This is a genomic window from Mesorhizobium sp. M7A.F.Ca.CA.001.10.2.1, assembly GCF_003998575.1.
Taxonomy (GTDB): domain Bacteria; phylum Pseudomonadota; class Alphaproteobacteria; order Rhizobiales; family Rhizobiaceae; genus Mesorhizobium.
Genome location: NZ_RZQY01000060.1, coordinates 1 through 16190, shown reverse-complemented (window position 1 = coordinate 16190; position 16190 = coordinate 1). Strand labels below are relative to the sequence as shown.

The following is a 16190-nucleotide window of genomic DNA, read 5'->3' as shown; positions in this document are numbered from 1 at the left end:
GCCATCGGCAACCGCGCCCAGACGATCGACAACCTCAGGAACCACGACATCGACATCGCGCTGATGGGGCGCCCGGCGAAAGAGGTTCCGGTGCGTGCTTCGGTCTTCGGCGATCACCCGCTGGTCATCATCGCGCCGCCAGACCATCCGTTGGTCGCGGCGCGAGATATCTCCAAGGAGCGGATCGCGGAGGAGCATTTCCTTATTCGCGAGCCCGGCTCCGGAACCCGCATCTCGCTGGAAATATTCCTGAGCGACGTGCCTGGCCGCATCGACGATCTCGGTGTCGAGATGGCGTCGAACGAAACGATCAAGCAGGCGGTGATGGCCGGCCTGGGCATCGCCTTCATCTCTGCCCACACCATCGCTGCGGAAACCGAAGCAGGCCGGCTTGTCATCCTCGACGTTGTCGGCATGCCGATCCGCCGGCAATGGTTCTCAGTGATGCGAACCGATCACGCAATCTCGCCGGCCATGGCCACGTTCAACGATTTCCTGATGCGCAAGGGCGCGATGTACCTGCCCCTTTTCGGAAAGCTGTATCCAGACAAGGCGGGATGACATTGCACGAACGCGACGGAAAGTCCGGTGGAGAACGCCCGCGATCGTTGGTGTTATATAAGCGATGTGTTATGTTGCAGTGCGAAAGAGCGGGGGCCACGTCCTTTCACACCCGTAAGCGATCTGTATGTGCAACCCCTGCAGACTGTTCGGAAATCTCCCGGGTAGGGTTCGGGAATTCGATGGGGAAAAGGGGTAATGCTTTACACACTCGTTATGATGGTCTGCCTGACGGATATACCGCGGACCTGCGAACAACGCGAACAAATGGTGGACGGTCTGGCGATGAATCCCGGGACTGCCTTCATGCAGGCGCAGCCGCTGGTGGCTCGGTGGATCGAAACACATCCCGGTTATTTCGTGCAGCGTTGGCGTGTGCTGCCTGGCAGGGAGTCATGAGACAGGCAGCCAAGCTCTATTTCTTCACGACGAGCGTTTCCGAGACGGTCTTCGACAACTGGTAAAGCCGCTGCTCGATTATCGTGGGCACATCGCAGACATAAGTCAGCGACTGGACCCGTTCGGTGAAAATTCGCGTCGCGAAATTCAGCTGGTCGGTTCGCCGTTCGACTTCGTCCGGATCCGCATCGGCCTTGGCGCGCAGCGCGTCGACTTCGGATGCTTCCTTGCGCAACTGTGCCGCCATTTCGAGCTGTTTGTGCGCATAGCGGGAGATGCCGGAGATCACGTGCGAACGCTCGGCGTCCATATGCTCGAACATTCCCTGCACCAGCATCGTCATTTTTGGTGCGACCTGCTCGGGCGGCAGGGAAGTCGCGAAATCCTTGATCTCTTTTTGGGCTTCGGCAATCGGCGTCCGCCGGGCCGCCACCGCTTCGACAAGCGCCGACACACGGGCATCCTTCGCCCAATCTTTCGCGGTCGCAGGAAGCTCCGGCCCATTCCAGATCTGGCCAAGCGAGAGCCGTGGCACCTTACGTTGTATGCAAGGCCAGTCGGGATCGGTGTTTGCCGCGCCGGCGCCTCCCATCAAGGCAAGCGTGGCGACCACAACGAGAGTGTGAACAAGTCTCATTCGCGCCATCAGGCGTTTCCTCCCATGTCCTGCTTGCGGATCACCAAACCGCGCGAAGGGTCGTATGCGATAATGGCGCCGCCCAGAAACAGCAGCGTGCAGCCGGCCACGACGCCCAGCGACAGCCATTCGATCTGCCCGTAGAAGGCAAAGCGGATCAGTTCGACGGCATAGGTGAACGGGTTGCAGAGGCAGATTTTGTAGAGCAGCGGGCTCGCCTCCTGGATGCGCCACAAGGGATACAGCGCCGGAGACGCGAAATAGCCGGGAAAGATGACGAAGTTCATGATGCCGGCGAAGTTTTCGAGCTGCTTGATCAGCGAAGACAAGAGCATGCCGAGCGCGCAAAGCATCATGCCCGACAGGAACAGTGCCGGCAGCACATAGAGGTAGCCGAGTGGCGGCGCCTTGACGCCCCACAACCAGGCAACGATCAGGAACGCGTAGACCTGCACGATCGATACGGCCACGCCGGCGAGCATCTTCGACACCAGCAGGAACCAGCGCGGAAACGGGCTGACCAGCAGGATGCGCATGTTGCCCATCTCGCGGTCGTAGACCATCGACAGCGAAGACTGCATGCCGGAAAACAGCAGGATCATGCCGCAAAGGCCCGGCGTGATATAGACCTCGTAGAGCACATAGGTCTTGTAGGGTGGGATGATCGACACGCCGAGCACCTGGCGAAAGCCGGCGGCGAAGATGAACAGCCAGACGAGCGGCCGGACCAGCGAGGAAATGAAGCGTTCGCGCTGGTGCAGGAAGCGCAGGCATTCGCGCAGGACGACGCCTTTCAGGCAAATGAGATAGTGGCGCAGGCCGAATGGTTCAGACCGCACTGGCATGATGCCGGCGAGCTTTCCAGGCATCGCAGGAGCGCTCATGGCGACGTCTCCGCCATGCCCGCCGCATCGACGCGGCTGAGCTTCGAAAAGGTTTCGCGAATCGAACTTCCACCATTCGCACGGATCACATCCGACACCTTGCCGCTCGCGACCAGATCACCCCGCCGCAGTATGACGACATGGTCGGCGTCTTCGACTTCGTCGATCAGATGCGTGGCCCAGAGCACGCCGATGCCCTCGGCTTGGACGAGCTTGCGGATGGTGGCGAGGATGCCCGCGCGAGACTCGATGTCGAGGCCTACGGTCGCCTCGTCAAGCAGGAGCAGGGAAGGTCGGTGCAACAGCGCCCGGGCGATTTCGATGCGCCGCATCTGACCCCCGGAGAGGCTGCGTGCCTTGTCATGCTGGCGGCCCTGCATGTCGACCGTTTCAAGCAGCGCGGCAATGCGCTGGCGAGCGTCGCGTCCGCCAATGCCATGCAGCGAGGCGTGGTATGAGAGATTCTGGTAGACGCTGAGGTCGAGGTCGAGCGTGCGTGCCTGGAACACGATGCCGACGCGTCTGAGTGCTTCGCCGGATGCGCGGCGAATGTCATGGCCGAAGATGCGGATCGATCCGTGACGCGTGTCGTAGAGGTGGCTTATCAGTGAGAACAGCGTTGTCTTGCCGGCCCCGTTGAGGCCGAGCAGAACGGTGAAAGTCGCCGGCGCGATCGAGAAGGAGACGTCGTTGAGCGCCCGCTTCTGGCCATAGGAATGGCTGACGGCACCGACATCGAGCGCCGCCACCTCTTCTCCCGGACCGCTTGTCCTCATATGCTGCATGCCGGGCCGCTCCTTCAGGACGCGTTGGCTATCTGGCGCCTTGATCGCCTTTTGTCTCACTTGATCGTAATCTTGCCCTTCAGTCCCTTGTCGGCAAGGTCGGGAACCGACCAGGTATATTCGCCCGGGCGAACGGTATGGAACTGCACCTGGATCGTTCCCGCGTCGTCGAATTCCAGCCAGGCTGGTCCGCCGTCCATATGCACTTCCAAATCGTTGATGACGATCTGGTCCATCCAGACATTGCGGAAGAGGTCGGTGACGAACTTGTATTCGAAACCGCCCTTGGAGGTGATCTTCCAGCGATAGCCCTGGCCGGCGATCAGCTCGAAATCCTTCTGATTGACGGCGTAAGTGGAATCGGCCGAACCGATAATCAGTTCCGGCAGGTTCTTGCTGGCACGCGACGGTTTTGGTGTTGCGTCGTCGGCGCTTGCTCCGGTCGGAGCAAGGACGAATCCGGCGAGCGCGGCGAAGAAAAACCTGCGGAAAAGTTTCATGTCTTGAGCCTCCCGATGATCAATGTCTGCTATTTGGGCGAAATGACCACACCCCAGGGCTGCTGGCCCACGGTGAGCGATTGGACCGGCTCGTCGGTGGCCGTGTCGATGAAGGTGATATCGTTGGAATTGCCATTCGTGGTGATCAGCGTTTTCTGGTCGGGCGTGAAGGCCAGATGCCAGACACGCTGGCCGACGAGGATGTATTTCTCCACCTCGTAGGTGTCGGTATTGATCACCGCGACATGGTTCGCCGGGCCGAGCGCGACATAGGCTTTCTTGCCATCGGCGGTGATGGCGATGCCTACCGGCTGGATGGTTTCGGCCCGCAGTCCCTGAATCGCGAACTGGATCTTCTTCACCACTTCGCGTTTGGCGTTGTCGATGACGCTGACAGTGCCACCGACCTCGGCGCTGACCCAGACCTGCGAGCCGTCGGGCTTGAAGTCGGCGAAGCGCGGGCGCGTGTCGACCAGCACGTTGTCGGTCACCTCATGCGTGCTGGTGTCGATGAAATGCGCCATGCTGGTGGTTTCCGAGGTGTTGACCATGGTCTTGCCATCGGGGCTGACACCCATGCCTTCCGGTTCCACGCCGACCGGAATCTCGGCCAGGACCTGCTTGCTTTCGACGTCGATGGCGGTGACGAGATTATCGTCCTCATTGGCGACATAAAGCGTCTTGCCGTCCGGCGAGAGCACGAACAATTCGGGATCGGGGCCGGATGGCAGCGTACCGACGATTTCAAGCGTCGCGGTATCGATGATCTGGACCGTATCGTCATCGCTGGCGCATAGGTAGACGAACTTGCCGTCATGCGAGATGGTGATGCCGCGAGGTCTCTGGCCGACTTCAACTGTCTTCACCACCTGCATCGTCGCCGTGTCGACGACGGTCATCGTGTTGTCCTTCTCGTTGGAAACGTAGGCCGTATAGGCCGATGCCGGACTGGCCGTCAGGCCGGCCGCGAGAATGGCGAATGCGCAAGCTCGTTTCTGCACGCAAATTCCTCCCGATTGACTCTACTTGAGAGCGCATTTCGTTTCCGGCTGATCGACACCGAGCGTGTCGAGTTCGGAGACTTGGTGAAGATAGCCCTCTTGTGGCGATGTCGAGACGACGGACTTGGTATCGCCAAGCAAGATCGGCTGGCGAAGCTGGAGGTTCCATTTGCGGAAGGTCAGCTTCTGCCCCTTGAAAGCAGCAACCGAAAAGTCGTCCGAGCGCATGTAGTCGCTGATCTTTTTCGCATCGTCGCCCTTGGTGCGCGTGGTGGCCTCGCCGACGGCACGCACCGCCGTCCAGGCCGACATGTCCTTTGAAAGCATCCGCCGGCTCGCCGTCTTCAAGAAGCGGCTCTGCATCTGGATGCCGCCCCATTGTTCGCTGGCGGGATGCCATGACGATGCAACCAGACCGGCCGTGCCGGCGACCAGCCGCGGCGTCCAGGTGCGATAGGGCACGTAGGTCCCGAAAACCTCGCTTTCGTCCGCGACAAGCACCACGTCATGCTCCGGGAGATCTTGCGTGAACACGGAAATCTGCTGCTGTATCTGCGTGGCGCCGGTGTCGGTGCGCCTGGCTGTGCCGGTATCCTTGAATTCCTTCTCGGCGACGATCTGGCCGCCGAAGCGGGTTGCCGCGCGGCGCAACGCATCGGCGTAGAGACGATCCTGCTCATGCGATCCATACAGCAGCACCCAATTCGGCCACTTCTTCACCATGAGATACTGCGCCAGCGCATCGGCCAGCATGCTGCGCGTCGGCGCGACATGGAAAACGTTGACGCGGCAGTCCTCCTCGCGAAGGCTGTCGTCGGTGGCGCCGACGTTGAAGATCAGCACGCCTTTGTCGCGGGCGATGTCGGCGATCGACAGCAATTGTTTGGCTGAAAGATCGGCGACCACATAGCGGTCGCCCTTGGCGATCATGCCTTCGAATGCCTGAACCGCGTCGCCGTCGGGCTTGATCTCGGTCACGTCGAGGCTGAATTTCTGGTTGGTGAACTTTCCGGTCGTATTGTTGTCGCCGATCGCAACCTCGGCGCCGGCGACACCTTCGTCACGTGGCGGCAGGTCGAGCATGGAAAGCGTCAATTGCGGTGCGTAGGCCCGCAAATAGCCTATCTTGATTTCGGTTGTCTTTTTTTCCGGCTTCGCCACCGTTTCCTGGCCTGTCGCGTCGGAAACGTTGACGGTCAGGGAAAAAAAGCACAAAAAGGCAGCGAGAGTGCCTGGCACCGCGCTCGTCATCGATAGTAATTACCCATTCTTGCGCAAAGGTTCGACGGTTGCCGGACCCGCGCCAAGTCAAGGTGCCCATGATCAACTTAGCCGACCCGCAAAATTTATCAAACCCTATCGAAAGACTTTTCGCGCCTGCCAGAACGGTGCGGAAGGTCGCCGGCGTCGATTCGCATGGCAACACCGGCGAGACGTGGCGCAGGGGGATCGACTGCCTCTATAAAAACGTCTTGTCCTCCAAACTGGAGAAACTGTTCAAGTGACCAGAATGCTGGCAAGCGTCACCGGCATCGAAGAGGCGGAGATCGCTCTTTCTGGAGGTGTCGACATCGTCGACCTGAAGGACCCGAAGGCGGGAGCTCTGGGCGCGGTGTCCACGGAAACCATGCGCCGAACGATTTCGTTCATCGCTGGTCGGGCTCCGGTCAGCGCGGTCTGCGGCGACCTGCCGATGGAACCCGAAACGATCCGCATCAAGGCCGAAGAGATCGCGGCGACCGGCGTCGACTATGTGAAGATCGGGTGTTTCCCTTCGGCGAATATCTCTGCCTGCGCACAGGCGCTCGAACCGCTCGCCGCACGAACGAAGCTGATTGCCGTGCTGTTTGCCGATCTGGCGCCGGACTTCGAGCTTCTGCCGATATTCGCCAGGCATCGCTTCCATGGCGTGATGGTCGATACCGCGCAAAAGGGGAAGGGCCGGCTGCTCGATCATCTGCCGCCGGAGCGTATTCCGGGATTCGTCGACCGAACGAAATCGCTCGGTCTGATGGTCGGCCTGAGTGGATCGCTGGAAGCTCCGGATATTCCGCGCCTATTGCCTTTCGCTCCCGATTTTCTCGGCTTTCGGGGGGCGCTGTGTGGCCATTCCGGTCGCACGAGTTCGATCAGCGCCGAGGCGGTCTCGCAGATTCGAGAGTTGATCCCGGCGGAATCCGGGACCGGCGGTCAATCGAGTATCGACTATCGCCTGTTGGCGGCGAGAGGCTATTCGCCGGACACCGACCCGACATTGGGCACGGACAGGATTTTTGTGCGGGATTTTGTTCTGCCGGTCCAGATCGGTGCCTACAGCTTCGAGCATGGCCATACTCAAAAAGTGCGCTTTGATGTGGCCGCCGACGTGCTGCAAATCACCGACCATCCCGAGGACATGCGCCATGTGTTCTCTTATGACATCATCATGGACGGCATTCGCACCATCGTCGCGCGGGGACATATCCAGCTCAGCGAGGCTTTGGCCGAGCAGGTGGCAGCGCACGTCCTGGAGAACCAGCGTGTCGTGCGTGTCACGGTAAGGGTGGAGAAGCTCGAGCTCGGCCCTGGCGGCGTCGGCGTCGAGATCGAACGCAAGCGCCAATCGGCGGGACGCGGCGCTGCCTCCGGCACTGCCGGCCGAAAAGACCGGAGCGTTGTTTTCCGGCCGCGCCAGGAACGCCCCGAAATGCTCCGACGGGCCATCGTCAAGCTTGGCGGCAGCACGGCCCATGCGGCGGAGATGAAGAGCTGGATCGCAGCGCTGGCGGGTTCCAGGCTGCCGATCGTCATCGTGCCCGGCGGCGGCCTCTTTGCCGACCATGTGCGCGAGACGCAGACACGCATGGATTTTTCCGACGCCGCCGCGCATGCCATGGCGATCCTGGCCATGGAGCAGTTCGGCCATGTCATCCTCGACCGGGACGAAAGACTGACGCCGGCACGGTCGCTGGACGAGATCGGGCGAGCGTTGGAGGCGGGCAAGGTTCCGGTGTGGCTGCCGTCGTCACTGGCACTGCCGGCGCTGGATGTTCCGGCCTCGTGGGACATTACCTCCGATTCTCTGGCCGCCTGGCTTGCCGGCAAGCTTGGCGCAAACGCGCTGTTGCTTATCAAGCAGACCGGTGCATTCTTCGATGGCGATACCGCTGACAGCCTGAGGACCCGAGGCATTGTCGACCCCGGCTTTGCCGCCATGCTGCCCGACGGCGTCGATTTCCATCTCGCCGGTCCGAAGGATGCTGCCGAGGCCGGCGCGATGCTCGCGTTGGGCAAGCTGCCCGGCACCAGGATCGTGGCTTCAACAGGGTCGTCGGCAAAGAAGGCGGGATAGCCGATGGTGAAGCTGCATGTGCCGCGCTGGGCATGGGTTTTGACGGGTTCCGGGCATTTCTTTACGGAGAGCTTCGCACTTGTTCGCCAACTCGAACATTGCGATGTCTTCGTGTCGAAGGCTGCCAACGAAGTGTTGCGCATGTACAAGCTTAAACTTGATTTCCCGGAGACGACGCGCGTGCTGCACGACAAGACCGCGAGTGCGATCCCTGTCGGCGAATTCTACCACGGTGTCTATCACACGGTCGTGGTGGCGCCGGCCACGTCCAACACGGTCGCCAAATGCGTGCATGGCATTTCCGACACGCTCGCCACCAATGTCTTTGCCCAAGCCGGAAAGTGCCGTGTGCCAGCCATCGTCTTTGCTTGCGACACCGCGCCGGAACTCGAGACCCAGGCACCGCACGGGCTGGTCAAGGTCTATCCGCGCAGGATCGACCTGGAAAATACCAAGCAGTTGAAGAGTTTTGAGCGGACCCAGGTGGTCGAATCGCTCGCTGATCTCGAAGCCTCGCTCACACGGCGCCGGGCCGAACTCGCAAGCGATGGCTGAGCGGCTGGTTTTTCTTACCGGCCATCTGGCCAAGGCGCGGCTGAAACGGCTGCTGGCCGGGCTGGGCAGTACCGAATTCGCGTGGGAAATCGTCGACGTCGGCGTCAAGGTCGCCGCGCTGATGAGCGAGGACATTGTGAAGCGTCGGCTCACTCTGACAGGAGACGTCGACCGCGTCGTCCTGCCCGGACGCTATCGGGGCAACATCGAGCACCTGTCGGAGCATTTCGGCGTGCCCTTTGTGCGCGGCCCCGACGAGATCGCTGACCTGCCGGCCTTCCTTGGCCGGGCGGGCAAACCGCCGGATCTGACGCGTCACGATATGCGCATCTTCGCCGAGATCGTCGATGCGCCGATGCTGTCGGTCGAGGCGCTGATGGCGAGGGCCTCGATGTTGGCCGCGGCCGGCGCCGATGTCATCGATCTGGGCTGCCTGCCGGAGACGCCGTTTCCATTGCTGCCGGAGGCTGTGCGAGCGCTCAAGGCACGGGGATTTATGGTCAGCGTCGATTCGGCCAGCGTGGACGAACTGACGATCGGGGCACGCGCCGGCGCGGACTATCTTCTCAGCCTCGATGAGAACACGCTGCCGTTGATCTTCGACCATAGGGCTACGGCAGTGTTGATACCGTCCACGCCCGGCGATCTGGATTCGCTCGGCCGGGCCATCGAAGCCGCTCAAAAGGCCGGCGTTGCCTTCATTGCCGATCCCGTGCTCGACCCGATCCATTTCGGCTTCGCCGTTTCACTCGGGCGCTTCATCGAGGCGCGGCGCCGCTGGCCGGACGCCGAATTGCTGATGGGTACCGGCAATCTCACCGAATTGACCGACGCGGACAGTTCCGGTGTTACGGCCGTTCTAGCGGGACTCTGCTCGGAACTCCGGATCCGAAACGTGCTGGCGGTGCATGTCAGCCCACACACGGTGCGGACGATCGAGGAGCACGATATCGCCCGCCGCGTCATGTTGGCTGCTTGCACGGACGGCGCGTTGCCGCGCGGCTATCACCCAGGCCTGTTGCAGGTCCACGATCGCAAGCCTTTCACAGCCTCAACCGACGATATCGAGGCATTGGCGGCCCAGGTCCGCGACGCCAACTTCCGGATCGCGGTAGCGGAGGACGGCATCCATGTTTTCAATAGCAAAGGGCATGCGGTTGCCACGGATGCGTTCGAACTTTTTGCCGGGCTGGACGTCAACGCCGATGGCGCACACGCTTTTTACCTCGGCGCGGAACTGATGAAAGCGGAGATCGCGTGGCGCCTCGGCAAGCGTTATGTGCAGGACGAACCGCTCGCATGGGGCGTTGCCGCGCCGGCTCCTGAAACCGACCGTACCCGTCTTGCCGAGCCGGGCCAGACGCTCCGCGCAAGGAAAGAGCGCTAGACCATGCCCTACATTCGCGAATCGATCATCACGACGGTCAACAAGGCAGGCAACGTCCACATCGCGCCGATCGGCATCATTGCCGAGAATGACGGCTGGGTGATTGCACCGTTCCGGCCGTCGGTCACGCTCGACAATCTCGCCGAAGTGCCATTCGCCATCGCCAATTATACCGACGACGTGCGTGTCTTTGCCGGCTGCCTGACAGGCCGCAAGCATTGGCCAACCGTTCCGGTTGACGGGTTTCCGGTGCCGAGGCTCGAGGCGGCGCTGGCGTATTCGGGTCTCGAAGTCCAGGCGGTCGATGACAATGGCGTGCGCCCCCGCCATTTCTGCCGCGTGGTGCGGGAGGAAGCGCTCGCGCCGTTCACCGGCCTCAACCGAGCCAAGGCGGCAGTGCTTGAGCTGGCCATCCTGGTCAGCCGGCTCGGCATGCTGCCGCGCGATAAGATCGAGGCGGACATCGCCTACCTTTCGATTGCCATCGAAAAGACCGCAGGCGAGGGCGAAAAGGAGGCCTGGGGCTGGCTGATGCAGCGTGTCAGCGATCACTTGACCGCCAAAGGTTCCGGTAGCGAGGACGCGCGGGGTTAGGCCGAGCGCCGCACCCTGCTTACAACGGATATCCCGCCAAAAGCGCTATCGCGGACGCGGGGGCCGCGCTGCTCGCTTGCCCGCGAACGGTGTCATCGGCGGGGATGATGTCGGCGAAATCGACGTAGCTGCGTTCCATGCGTTCGGCCAGTCGCCTGATCTGCCAGCGACCGATTCCGGCGCCGACGATCGGGACATGCCGCGGCAAGGTCCCGGCAACCAGAGACGCTGCATCGTGCACTTTGCGCAGTTGCTGCTCGCTGAACCAGCGCGCGACTTCACCCCATTCCGGCGGGGTCAGGTCAGTGGCGTCGCGCCCCACCATGCGCGCCAGCCGCGCGATCGAGCCGTCCACGGTCTTTTCCTTGCCGTCGGCGGGAGGGTGCCTGTCGTCGTCCTCGTCGAGCACGCCCAGGATGCGGTGCGCGTCGGCGATCGAGGCGAAATACTCGTTCATCAGCGGCGTTAGCCTGCCATGGACGGGAGCCGACGAGGCTACGCCGAACAGGAATGTCCTGGTAAAGCCGGTATAGACCAATTCGCCGGTTAGAAGCCGTCCGGCATCGGTGTAGCCGTCATTGGCCACGGCGCCGTTCTTGATGGCAATGATATCGGTGGTGGTGGAGCCCATGTCGACGAACAGGGCATCGCCGGCGAGTTTTGCCACCAACAAGGCTGTCGCGTGCCAATTGGCAGAAGCCACATCGGCGCCTAACTGCGCTGCCTGCTCGACCCCGACGAAACCGGATGGTCCGGCATAGACCAGCTTTTTGTCTGTGGGGAAATGGGTGGAAATCTGACCCAGCAGAGCCGCTACGCCGACATCGCGGGACGGAAAGATGTCCGACAGTTCGCCTGTCATGGTGAATGCGTTGAGATCCGCACCCGCGTAGATCGGAGCCGTTTCGTCGAGGGCTGAAGCCAGCTTGTGCAGGCCTTGCCAGAGCGGCGTTGCGATCGTTACCGCCTCGACGATGCGACCGTCTTGTGCGCGGGTCACCTTCAGATGCGCGCCGCCAATGTCGAAACCGGCAATGATGCCCTTTCTTTTTTCCACGCTTCAAGCTTTCATGACGGGGGCAATTGGTCGGTGAAAAAAACGTTGCGTATTATTCCGGTTCTCGACCTGAAAGACGGCGTGGTGGTTCGCGCCCAGCAGGGAAAACGCGATCGCTACAGGCCGATCGTTACGCCGCTCAGCCGAAGCCCTGATGTCGTCGCGGTCGCTGAAGGACTGCGTGGGCTTTATCCTTTTTCGACCTTCTACATCGCAGATCTGGACGCTATCGAAGGCGGAGCGCCAAACAGCGACGCACTCGCCCGGCTGAGGACGATGGCGGAGCCGCCGGAACTTTGGGTCGATGCCGGCGTGGCCGACGAGAAGACACTTTTGGCGGCGCTTGCCGAACGCTCGCTGTCTCCTGTTCTGGGCTCTGAATCGCAGCGGGACGACATGTTGCTGCGGCGTTTTCGCGATCATCCCGATCTCATCCTGTCCCTTGATTTCGTCGGCGATAGTTTTTGCGGACCGCGTTCTCTTCTCGATGAGCCCGAGCTTTGGCCGCAAAAGGTGATTGTCATGACGCTGGCCAAGGTCGGTGCGGCCGCCGGTCCTGACTTCGGGCGGTTGCAGGAGGTCAAGGCCAAGGCCGGAAATCGCGCCGTCATCGCGGCCGGCGGCGTCCGAGATGAGGCCGACATCAGCGCCTTGTCCGCGATGGGTGTCGCCGCGGCGCTGGTCGCAACCTCATTGCACAACGCTACGCTCACACCCGGCCGCCTCGCGTCACTCGGCGCCTGATCATCGTTGCTCGTCGACTCCCGAAGGACGTGCGCCCTTCGGGAGGTGACGTTTCAAAAGCCCAGAACTTTTTTCAGCCGGCGCAACAGACCATCCGTCTCAGAAGAGGGTTTTTCCTGTGCGGGGCTGTCTCTTGTCTAGGCTGCGAACGGATGCTTGACCTTGTCGCGCTGGGCCGTTGCTTCGGCGGCGGTCGGGGTTCCTGCAACGGCGCGCTGGATAGCTTCCTTTGTCGCCTCGTAATTGTATTTCTGGATCTTGGCGTCGTCCGCCGCGTCCCAATGGATGAACACCCCGACGCAGATGAACACGTCGTCCGCTTCGTTGGCCGGAATGGTCCCGTCCGCAACGCTGTCCTGCACGGCCTTTGCCACGGCGTGCTGCGCCGGGCCGAACATCTGGACCGCCTGCTTGGCGCCCTTGATCGTGACCTTGTTGAACATCACGGTGTTGGGTTTGCATTGAAGATTGGGCGCGATCACCGCCAAAAGCGAAGTAAAGCCGTCCTTGTTGTTGGTAAGCGCGTTGCAGAATGCCGTTTCGACCGCGCTCCCCCGCGGGCCGATGAGCAGGTCGACATGCGCGACTTCGTTGCCGTCTCCCACCAGCGATTCACCGACCATAACCTTTGAGATTTTTGCCATGCCAATTTCCTCCAAGACACAATTATGATGTCCACGGACGCTGCAACCGAGCAGGCGCTCGATGGACAGCTATCCTTGTTGGCAGCGTCCGGATTTGCCCGGACCGGTTGGCTAGATAGCCGCGGAAGCACAGCTTCCGCTTTTGGAAGTCAAGCACCAACGCCGCGATTATGCAAGGTGAGGGCGAGGGTGTGGACTAAAAGAGTAGCCACGGTGAGGTCGGCCGAGGTGCCGGGATTGATGTTGTCGGCCTTCAGCCGGCGGTCGAACTCCATGAGCAGGCGAATGCGCGACGGCTCGTCGCCCTCGGCATGGAGCGCCGCCTGAACGGCAACGGCTTCCTGCCGCGCTTGATTTGCGACGTCCACGCCGTGCTTGCGCATCACATGGCTGTCGGGGAAGCCGGCGAGAAACGCCATGTAGACGAATACCGTCGGCCACATGCCCGTTTCTTCGCGTGCCAACGCTCCATCCAGCGTGGCGAGCCCGACCCCGAACACGTCGCCGAAACAGCTGCCGTACTGGCGGGCGATCATGTCGCGGTCGGCGGCCTCCCGCATCGCGTCCAGCAAATGAACCTTCGGCTCCTGCCGCACATCGTTGGCGGCTTCTCCGAGGCCGCCTGGCGCGGCCGTGACAATCGCCTCGAATACCGCCTTGGTATCCTGCACGCTCAAAGCCCGAAGCAGCAAGTCGAGATTGTCCTGCAGTCTGTCACCGCCCATTTCGGCGGCGCATATCAGTGGCCCTGCCAGAAGGATGATTCCGAGATTGGTATTGGTTGCGACCGCCAGTCGGGTCGCGCGCACGGCCTCCAGCATGCGCTGTCCGACCGGCAGACGAGGATCGGTCAGCGGCCCGGAAGAAACCTCCGCACTCATCATGAACTGGGCGGCGGACATGCCGTGTCCGTCGGCGAACAGATGGACGTTGCCCGGTTTGAGGGCTTCGATCTCCATCCTGCAGGCATCCTTGTAACTGGCCCGGAGGCGTTCGCGCGAAACCGCCATCCTACTGGCCCTCACGAATTCGCAGGCGCGGTAAAACGATAGGGCCGCGGCGCGGCGGCCGCTTCGGCACGGTCGGCCAGGAGCTTCAGCAAGGCATCGGCGATTGCCTCGGCGATATTCACGGCGACCACCGATTGCAATCCCGACCAGGCGGGCATGCTGTTCACTTCGAGTATGAACAGATTGCCGTCGTCATCCCGCACGATGTCCACGCCGGCAAAATCCGCGCCGACCGCGGCTGACGCGGCGACAGCCAGCGAGGCCAGTTCCGCCTTGCCATATTGGGAAACCTGTTCCGGCACGCCGCCCCGGTTGACGTTCGTGATCCAGTCGTCGCTGATGCGGCTCATCATCGCCACGGTCTCGCCGGCGCAGACAAAGACGCGAAAATCCCGGAAAGGCGGACCGGCACGCGACACATATTGCTGGAGGTAATAGACGCTGTTCACCTCTTCTGCGGCCGGCAGGTCCGACAGCGTGCGGATCAGCTTTATCCCGCGGCCTTGCGCTCCGAACAAGGGTTTCAGCACCAGCGGTCCCCGCGGAAGCTCTTGCGCCGCGATCTCCTCGGCGACGGCAAGTCCTTCCACGGCAAAGGTGCGTGGCGTAGGCAGGCCGGCATTTTTCAAGAGGAATGTCGTCATCGACTTGTCGACGCAGCGCTCGATCGCCTGCGCGGAATTCCACACGGGAACCGACAGTCTGCTTAACGCGTGCAGCATGCCGAGGCGCCGGGTAATCGCTTCGAACGATCCGGCGGCGATGGAACGAACGAGCACGGCGTCGGGCAGCGTGCCGCCGAAGCCGGGGATCGAAAGTCCGCTCGGGCTGCTGGTGTCGAATGCGATCGCTGCCAGCGGCACGGCTGCAACGGCGGCGCCTCTCCGACCAAGTCCTGCCGCCAGGCCGTTCGAACCAGTGTCCACTTTGTCGCTGACGATCAGGATGCGAGGGATCATGTGGCGCCTCGGGTGCGGGAACCTAAGAGGCGTGAGCGATTCCGCGCCCCAATGGCCGCGTCCGCGACGGGGCTGCACGAAATGCAGTCGTCGGGCAGGCGAATGACGGACGAATCCCTTGGCACCGCCATGCTCTAGCCGAGACTTCGTTCGAGCATTTTCAGATCACGCCGACCGGCGCGAAACGTATCGCCGGTTTCGATCGCTGTCACGATCACTTCGGCCGGGCTGAACAGCAGCGGGTCGATGGCATAGAAATCGCCCTTGAACCGCGCGAAGATCTCGGCGAAGGGTTGGCCGTAGTCCCGTGAGGCGCTGCTGGGAAGTTTTTCCGCGAGTTTGCCAGCCTCTTTCGCCGATCCTTTCACGAAGAGCTGGACGCTGCCGCCATAGATGATGGCATCGTTGGTTCGGCCCATGGCGGTCAGGAAATCCGGATGGGGGGCGGGGATCGGAGCCGTTCCGATGCCGTCGACAACGTTCTCCAGCGGGAATTTGAGATCGTTGATCTTGTGCAGGGCAACCTCGAGCGCGCGCGCAACGATCTGCACGCTGCCGGCAAGACTTTGTGTCGGCGCATAGAGGAAGGTGAGCTTTTCCATCGCCAGTCCAGTTGCCTTGCCCACTTTCTCAACGATCGCGCGGGGAGGCGGTTCGGCCGTCTCAAGGATAAGCACCGCGGACGATGCGATGTCGCGATAGGAAAGTGTTTCGAACAGCGGTTCGACCCGGGCGAGGGCGCGCGCCGGCCCAGATCCCATCGCGAAATAGTCCTGGCCAGACAGGTTCCAGCCCGCATACTGGCTGCCCAGGCAGGCTAGCACCGGCTGCGAAGATCGCGCTTCGACAGTGAACGGCCATTGCTGTGACGCGCGATCCATGAACACAGAAACGCTGCCGAGACCGCCCATCGCGGCCTCAGCCATGCGCAGCCCGGCTTCGACGCTGCCTACGGTCTTGGCGCCGGCATCGATCAGGCGCTCGCCCAATGGCCCCCTGGAAACGACGATGCGCAGGCGTTCGGCGTCGCCGATCATGCCGTCAACGATGCGCTGTGCATTGTCGTTCAGGAATGCCGAACCGTCTTTCATGTCCGGTCTCCTTCCCATTGGAGTTGCAATTGACTGGCTTGTCCCTTGATG

Annotated in this window: 19 protein-coding genes; 8 read left to right on the top strand and 11 right to left on the bottom strand. The window is 61.9% G+C overall.

The window, feature by feature from the left end:
* On the top strand, positions 1-561 hold a 561-nt coding region (locus EN964_RS06475; protein WP_245490632.1), incomplete at its 5' end, for a LysR substrate-binding domain-containing protein.
* Positions 562-759: 198 nt separating this feature from the next.
* Positions 760-960: a hypothetical protein gene (locus EN964_RS06470; protein ID WP_127269848.1), complete on the top strand. Its 201-nt coding sequence runs from the start codon at positions 760-762 to the stop codon at positions 958-960.
* 16 nt (positions 961-976) lie between these two features.
* Here EN964_RS06470 and EN964_RS06465 read toward each other — a convergent pair whose 3' ends face one another.
* From EN964_RS06465 to EN964_RS06440, 6 genes are read right to left on the bottom strand one after another with little or no spacing between them, the layout of a single operon-like run.
* On the bottom strand, positions 977-1573 hold the full coding sequence (locus EN964_RS06465; RefSeq protein WP_236382787.1) for a hypothetical protein: 597 nt from the start codon (positions 1571-1573) through the stop codon (positions 977-979).
* Positions 1574-1605: 32 nt separating this feature from the next.
* Entirely contained in the window at positions 1606-2442 is an 837-nt protein-coding gene (locus EN964_RS06460) for an ABC transporter permease (protein WP_050580490.1), read from the bottom strand.
* Positions 2443-2477: 35 nt separating this feature from the next.
* Positions 2478-3266 (bottom strand): ATP-binding cassette domain-containing protein, encoded by a 789-nt coding sequence (locus EN964_RS06455; protein WP_127269842.1) that lies wholly within the window; start codon positions 3264-3266, stop codon positions 2478-2480.
* A 56-nt stretch (positions 3267-3322) separates the two neighbouring features.
* Positions 3323-3766: a hypothetical protein gene (locus EN964_RS06450; RefSeq protein WP_127269840.1), complete on the bottom strand. Its 444-nt coding sequence runs from the start codon at positions 3764-3766 to the stop codon at positions 3323-3325.
* Between the two features lie 29 nt (positions 3767-3795).
* Positions 3796-4767: a YVTN family beta-propeller repeat protein gene (locus tag EN964_RS06445; RefSeq protein ID WP_127268107.1), complete on the bottom strand. Its 972-nt coding sequence runs from the start codon at positions 4765-4767 to the stop codon at positions 3796-3798.
* A gap of 21 nt (positions 4768-4788) precedes the next feature.
* Complete coding sequence (locus EN964_RS06440) at positions 4789-6018, bottom strand: ABC transporter substrate-binding protein (RefSeq protein ID WP_127268108.1); 1230 nt, start codon at positions 6016-6018, stop codon at positions 4789-4791.
* A 68-nt stretch (positions 6019-6086) separates the two neighbouring features.
* Between EN964_RS06440 and EN964_RS06435 the strand changes: the two genes are divergently transcribed.
* Genes EN964_RS06435 through EN964_RS06415 form a run of 5 tightly spaced genes read left to right on the top strand, consistent with a single transcriptional unit; the run spans position 6087 to position 10634 of the window.
* Positions 6087-6272, top strand: coding sequence for a hypothetical protein (locus tag EN964_RS06435; protein WP_164775744.1), 186 nt, complete (start codon positions 6087-6089; stop codon positions 6270-6272).
* 5 nt (positions 6273-6277) lie between these two features.
* Positions 6278-8098, top strand: a complete 1821-nt coding sequence (locus tag EN964_RS38385) for a (5-formylfuran-3-yl)methyl phosphate synthase (RefSeq protein WP_236382820.1) — start codon at positions 6278-6280, stop codon at positions 8096-8098.
* A gap of 3 nt (positions 8099-8101) precedes the next feature.
* Entirely contained in the window at positions 8102-8653 is a 552-nt protein-coding gene (locus EN964_RS06425; RefSeq protein ID WP_127268111.1) for a flavoprotein, read from the top strand.
* Positions 8646-10040, top strand: coding sequence for a DUF6513 domain-containing protein (locus EN964_RS06420; protein WP_127268112.1), 1395 nt, complete (start codon positions 8646-8648; stop codon positions 10038-10040). The genes EN964_RS06425 and EN964_RS06420 overlap by 8 nt, the downstream gene beginning before the upstream one ends.
* Before the next feature lie 3 nt (positions 10041-10043).
* The gene (locus EN964_RS06415) at positions 10044-10634 is read left to right on the top strand and encodes a DUF447 domain-containing protein (RefSeq protein WP_127276258.1); all 591 of its coding nucleotides are present in this window, start codon (positions 10044-10046) and stop codon (positions 10632-10634) included.
* 19 nt (positions 10635-10653) lie between these two features.
* Here the strand turns inward: EN964_RS06415 and EN964_RS06410 are convergent, their stop codons facing one another.
* Positions 10654-11691: a hydantoinase/oxoprolinase family protein gene (locus EN964_RS06410; protein ID WP_127268114.1), complete on the bottom strand. Its 1038-nt coding sequence runs from the start codon at positions 11689-11691 to the stop codon at positions 10654-10656.
* Between EN964_RS06410 and EN964_RS06405 the strand changes: the two genes are divergently transcribed.
* The gene (locus EN964_RS06405) at positions 11641-12435 is read left to right on the top strand and encodes a HisA/HisF-related TIM barrel protein (protein ID WP_236382789.1); all 795 of its coding nucleotides are present in this window, start codon (positions 11641-11643) and stop codon (positions 12433-12435) included. The two genes, EN964_RS06410 and EN964_RS06405, sit on opposite strands and share 51 nt — an antisense overlap.
* A 137-nt stretch (positions 12436-12572) precedes the next feature.
* Here EN964_RS06405 and fae read toward each other — a convergent pair whose 3' ends face one another.
* From fae to mch, 4 genes are all read right to left on the bottom strand, one after another.
* Entirely contained in the window at positions 12573-13079 is a 507-nt protein-coding gene (gene fae / locus EN964_RS06400; RefSeq protein ID WP_013532036.1) for a formaldehyde-activating enzyme, read from the bottom strand.
* A gap of 149 nt (positions 13080-13228) precedes the next feature.
* Positions 13229-14089 carry a triphosphoribosyl-dephospho-CoA synthase gene (locus EN964_RS06395; RefSeq protein ID WP_127269836.1) on the bottom strand — a complete coding sequence of 287 codons (861 nt, stop codon included), beginning with the start codon at positions 14087-14089 and terminating at the stop codon, positions 13229-13231.
* An 11-nt stretch (positions 14090-14100) separates the two neighbouring features.
* A complete protein-coding gene (locus EN964_RS06390; protein ID WP_127269834.1) occupies positions 14101-15048 on the bottom strand; it encodes a RimK family alpha-L-glutamate ligase in 948 nt (315 codons plus the stop codon).
* A 134-nt stretch (positions 15049-15182) separates the two neighbouring features.
* Positions 15183-16139 carry a methenyltetrahydromethanopterin cyclohydrolase gene (gene mch / locus EN964_RS06385; protein ID WP_127269832.1) on the bottom strand — a complete coding sequence of 319 codons (957 nt, stop codon included), beginning with the start codon at positions 16137-16139 and terminating at the stop codon, positions 15183-15185.
* Positions 16140-16190: the final 51 nt, after the last annotated feature.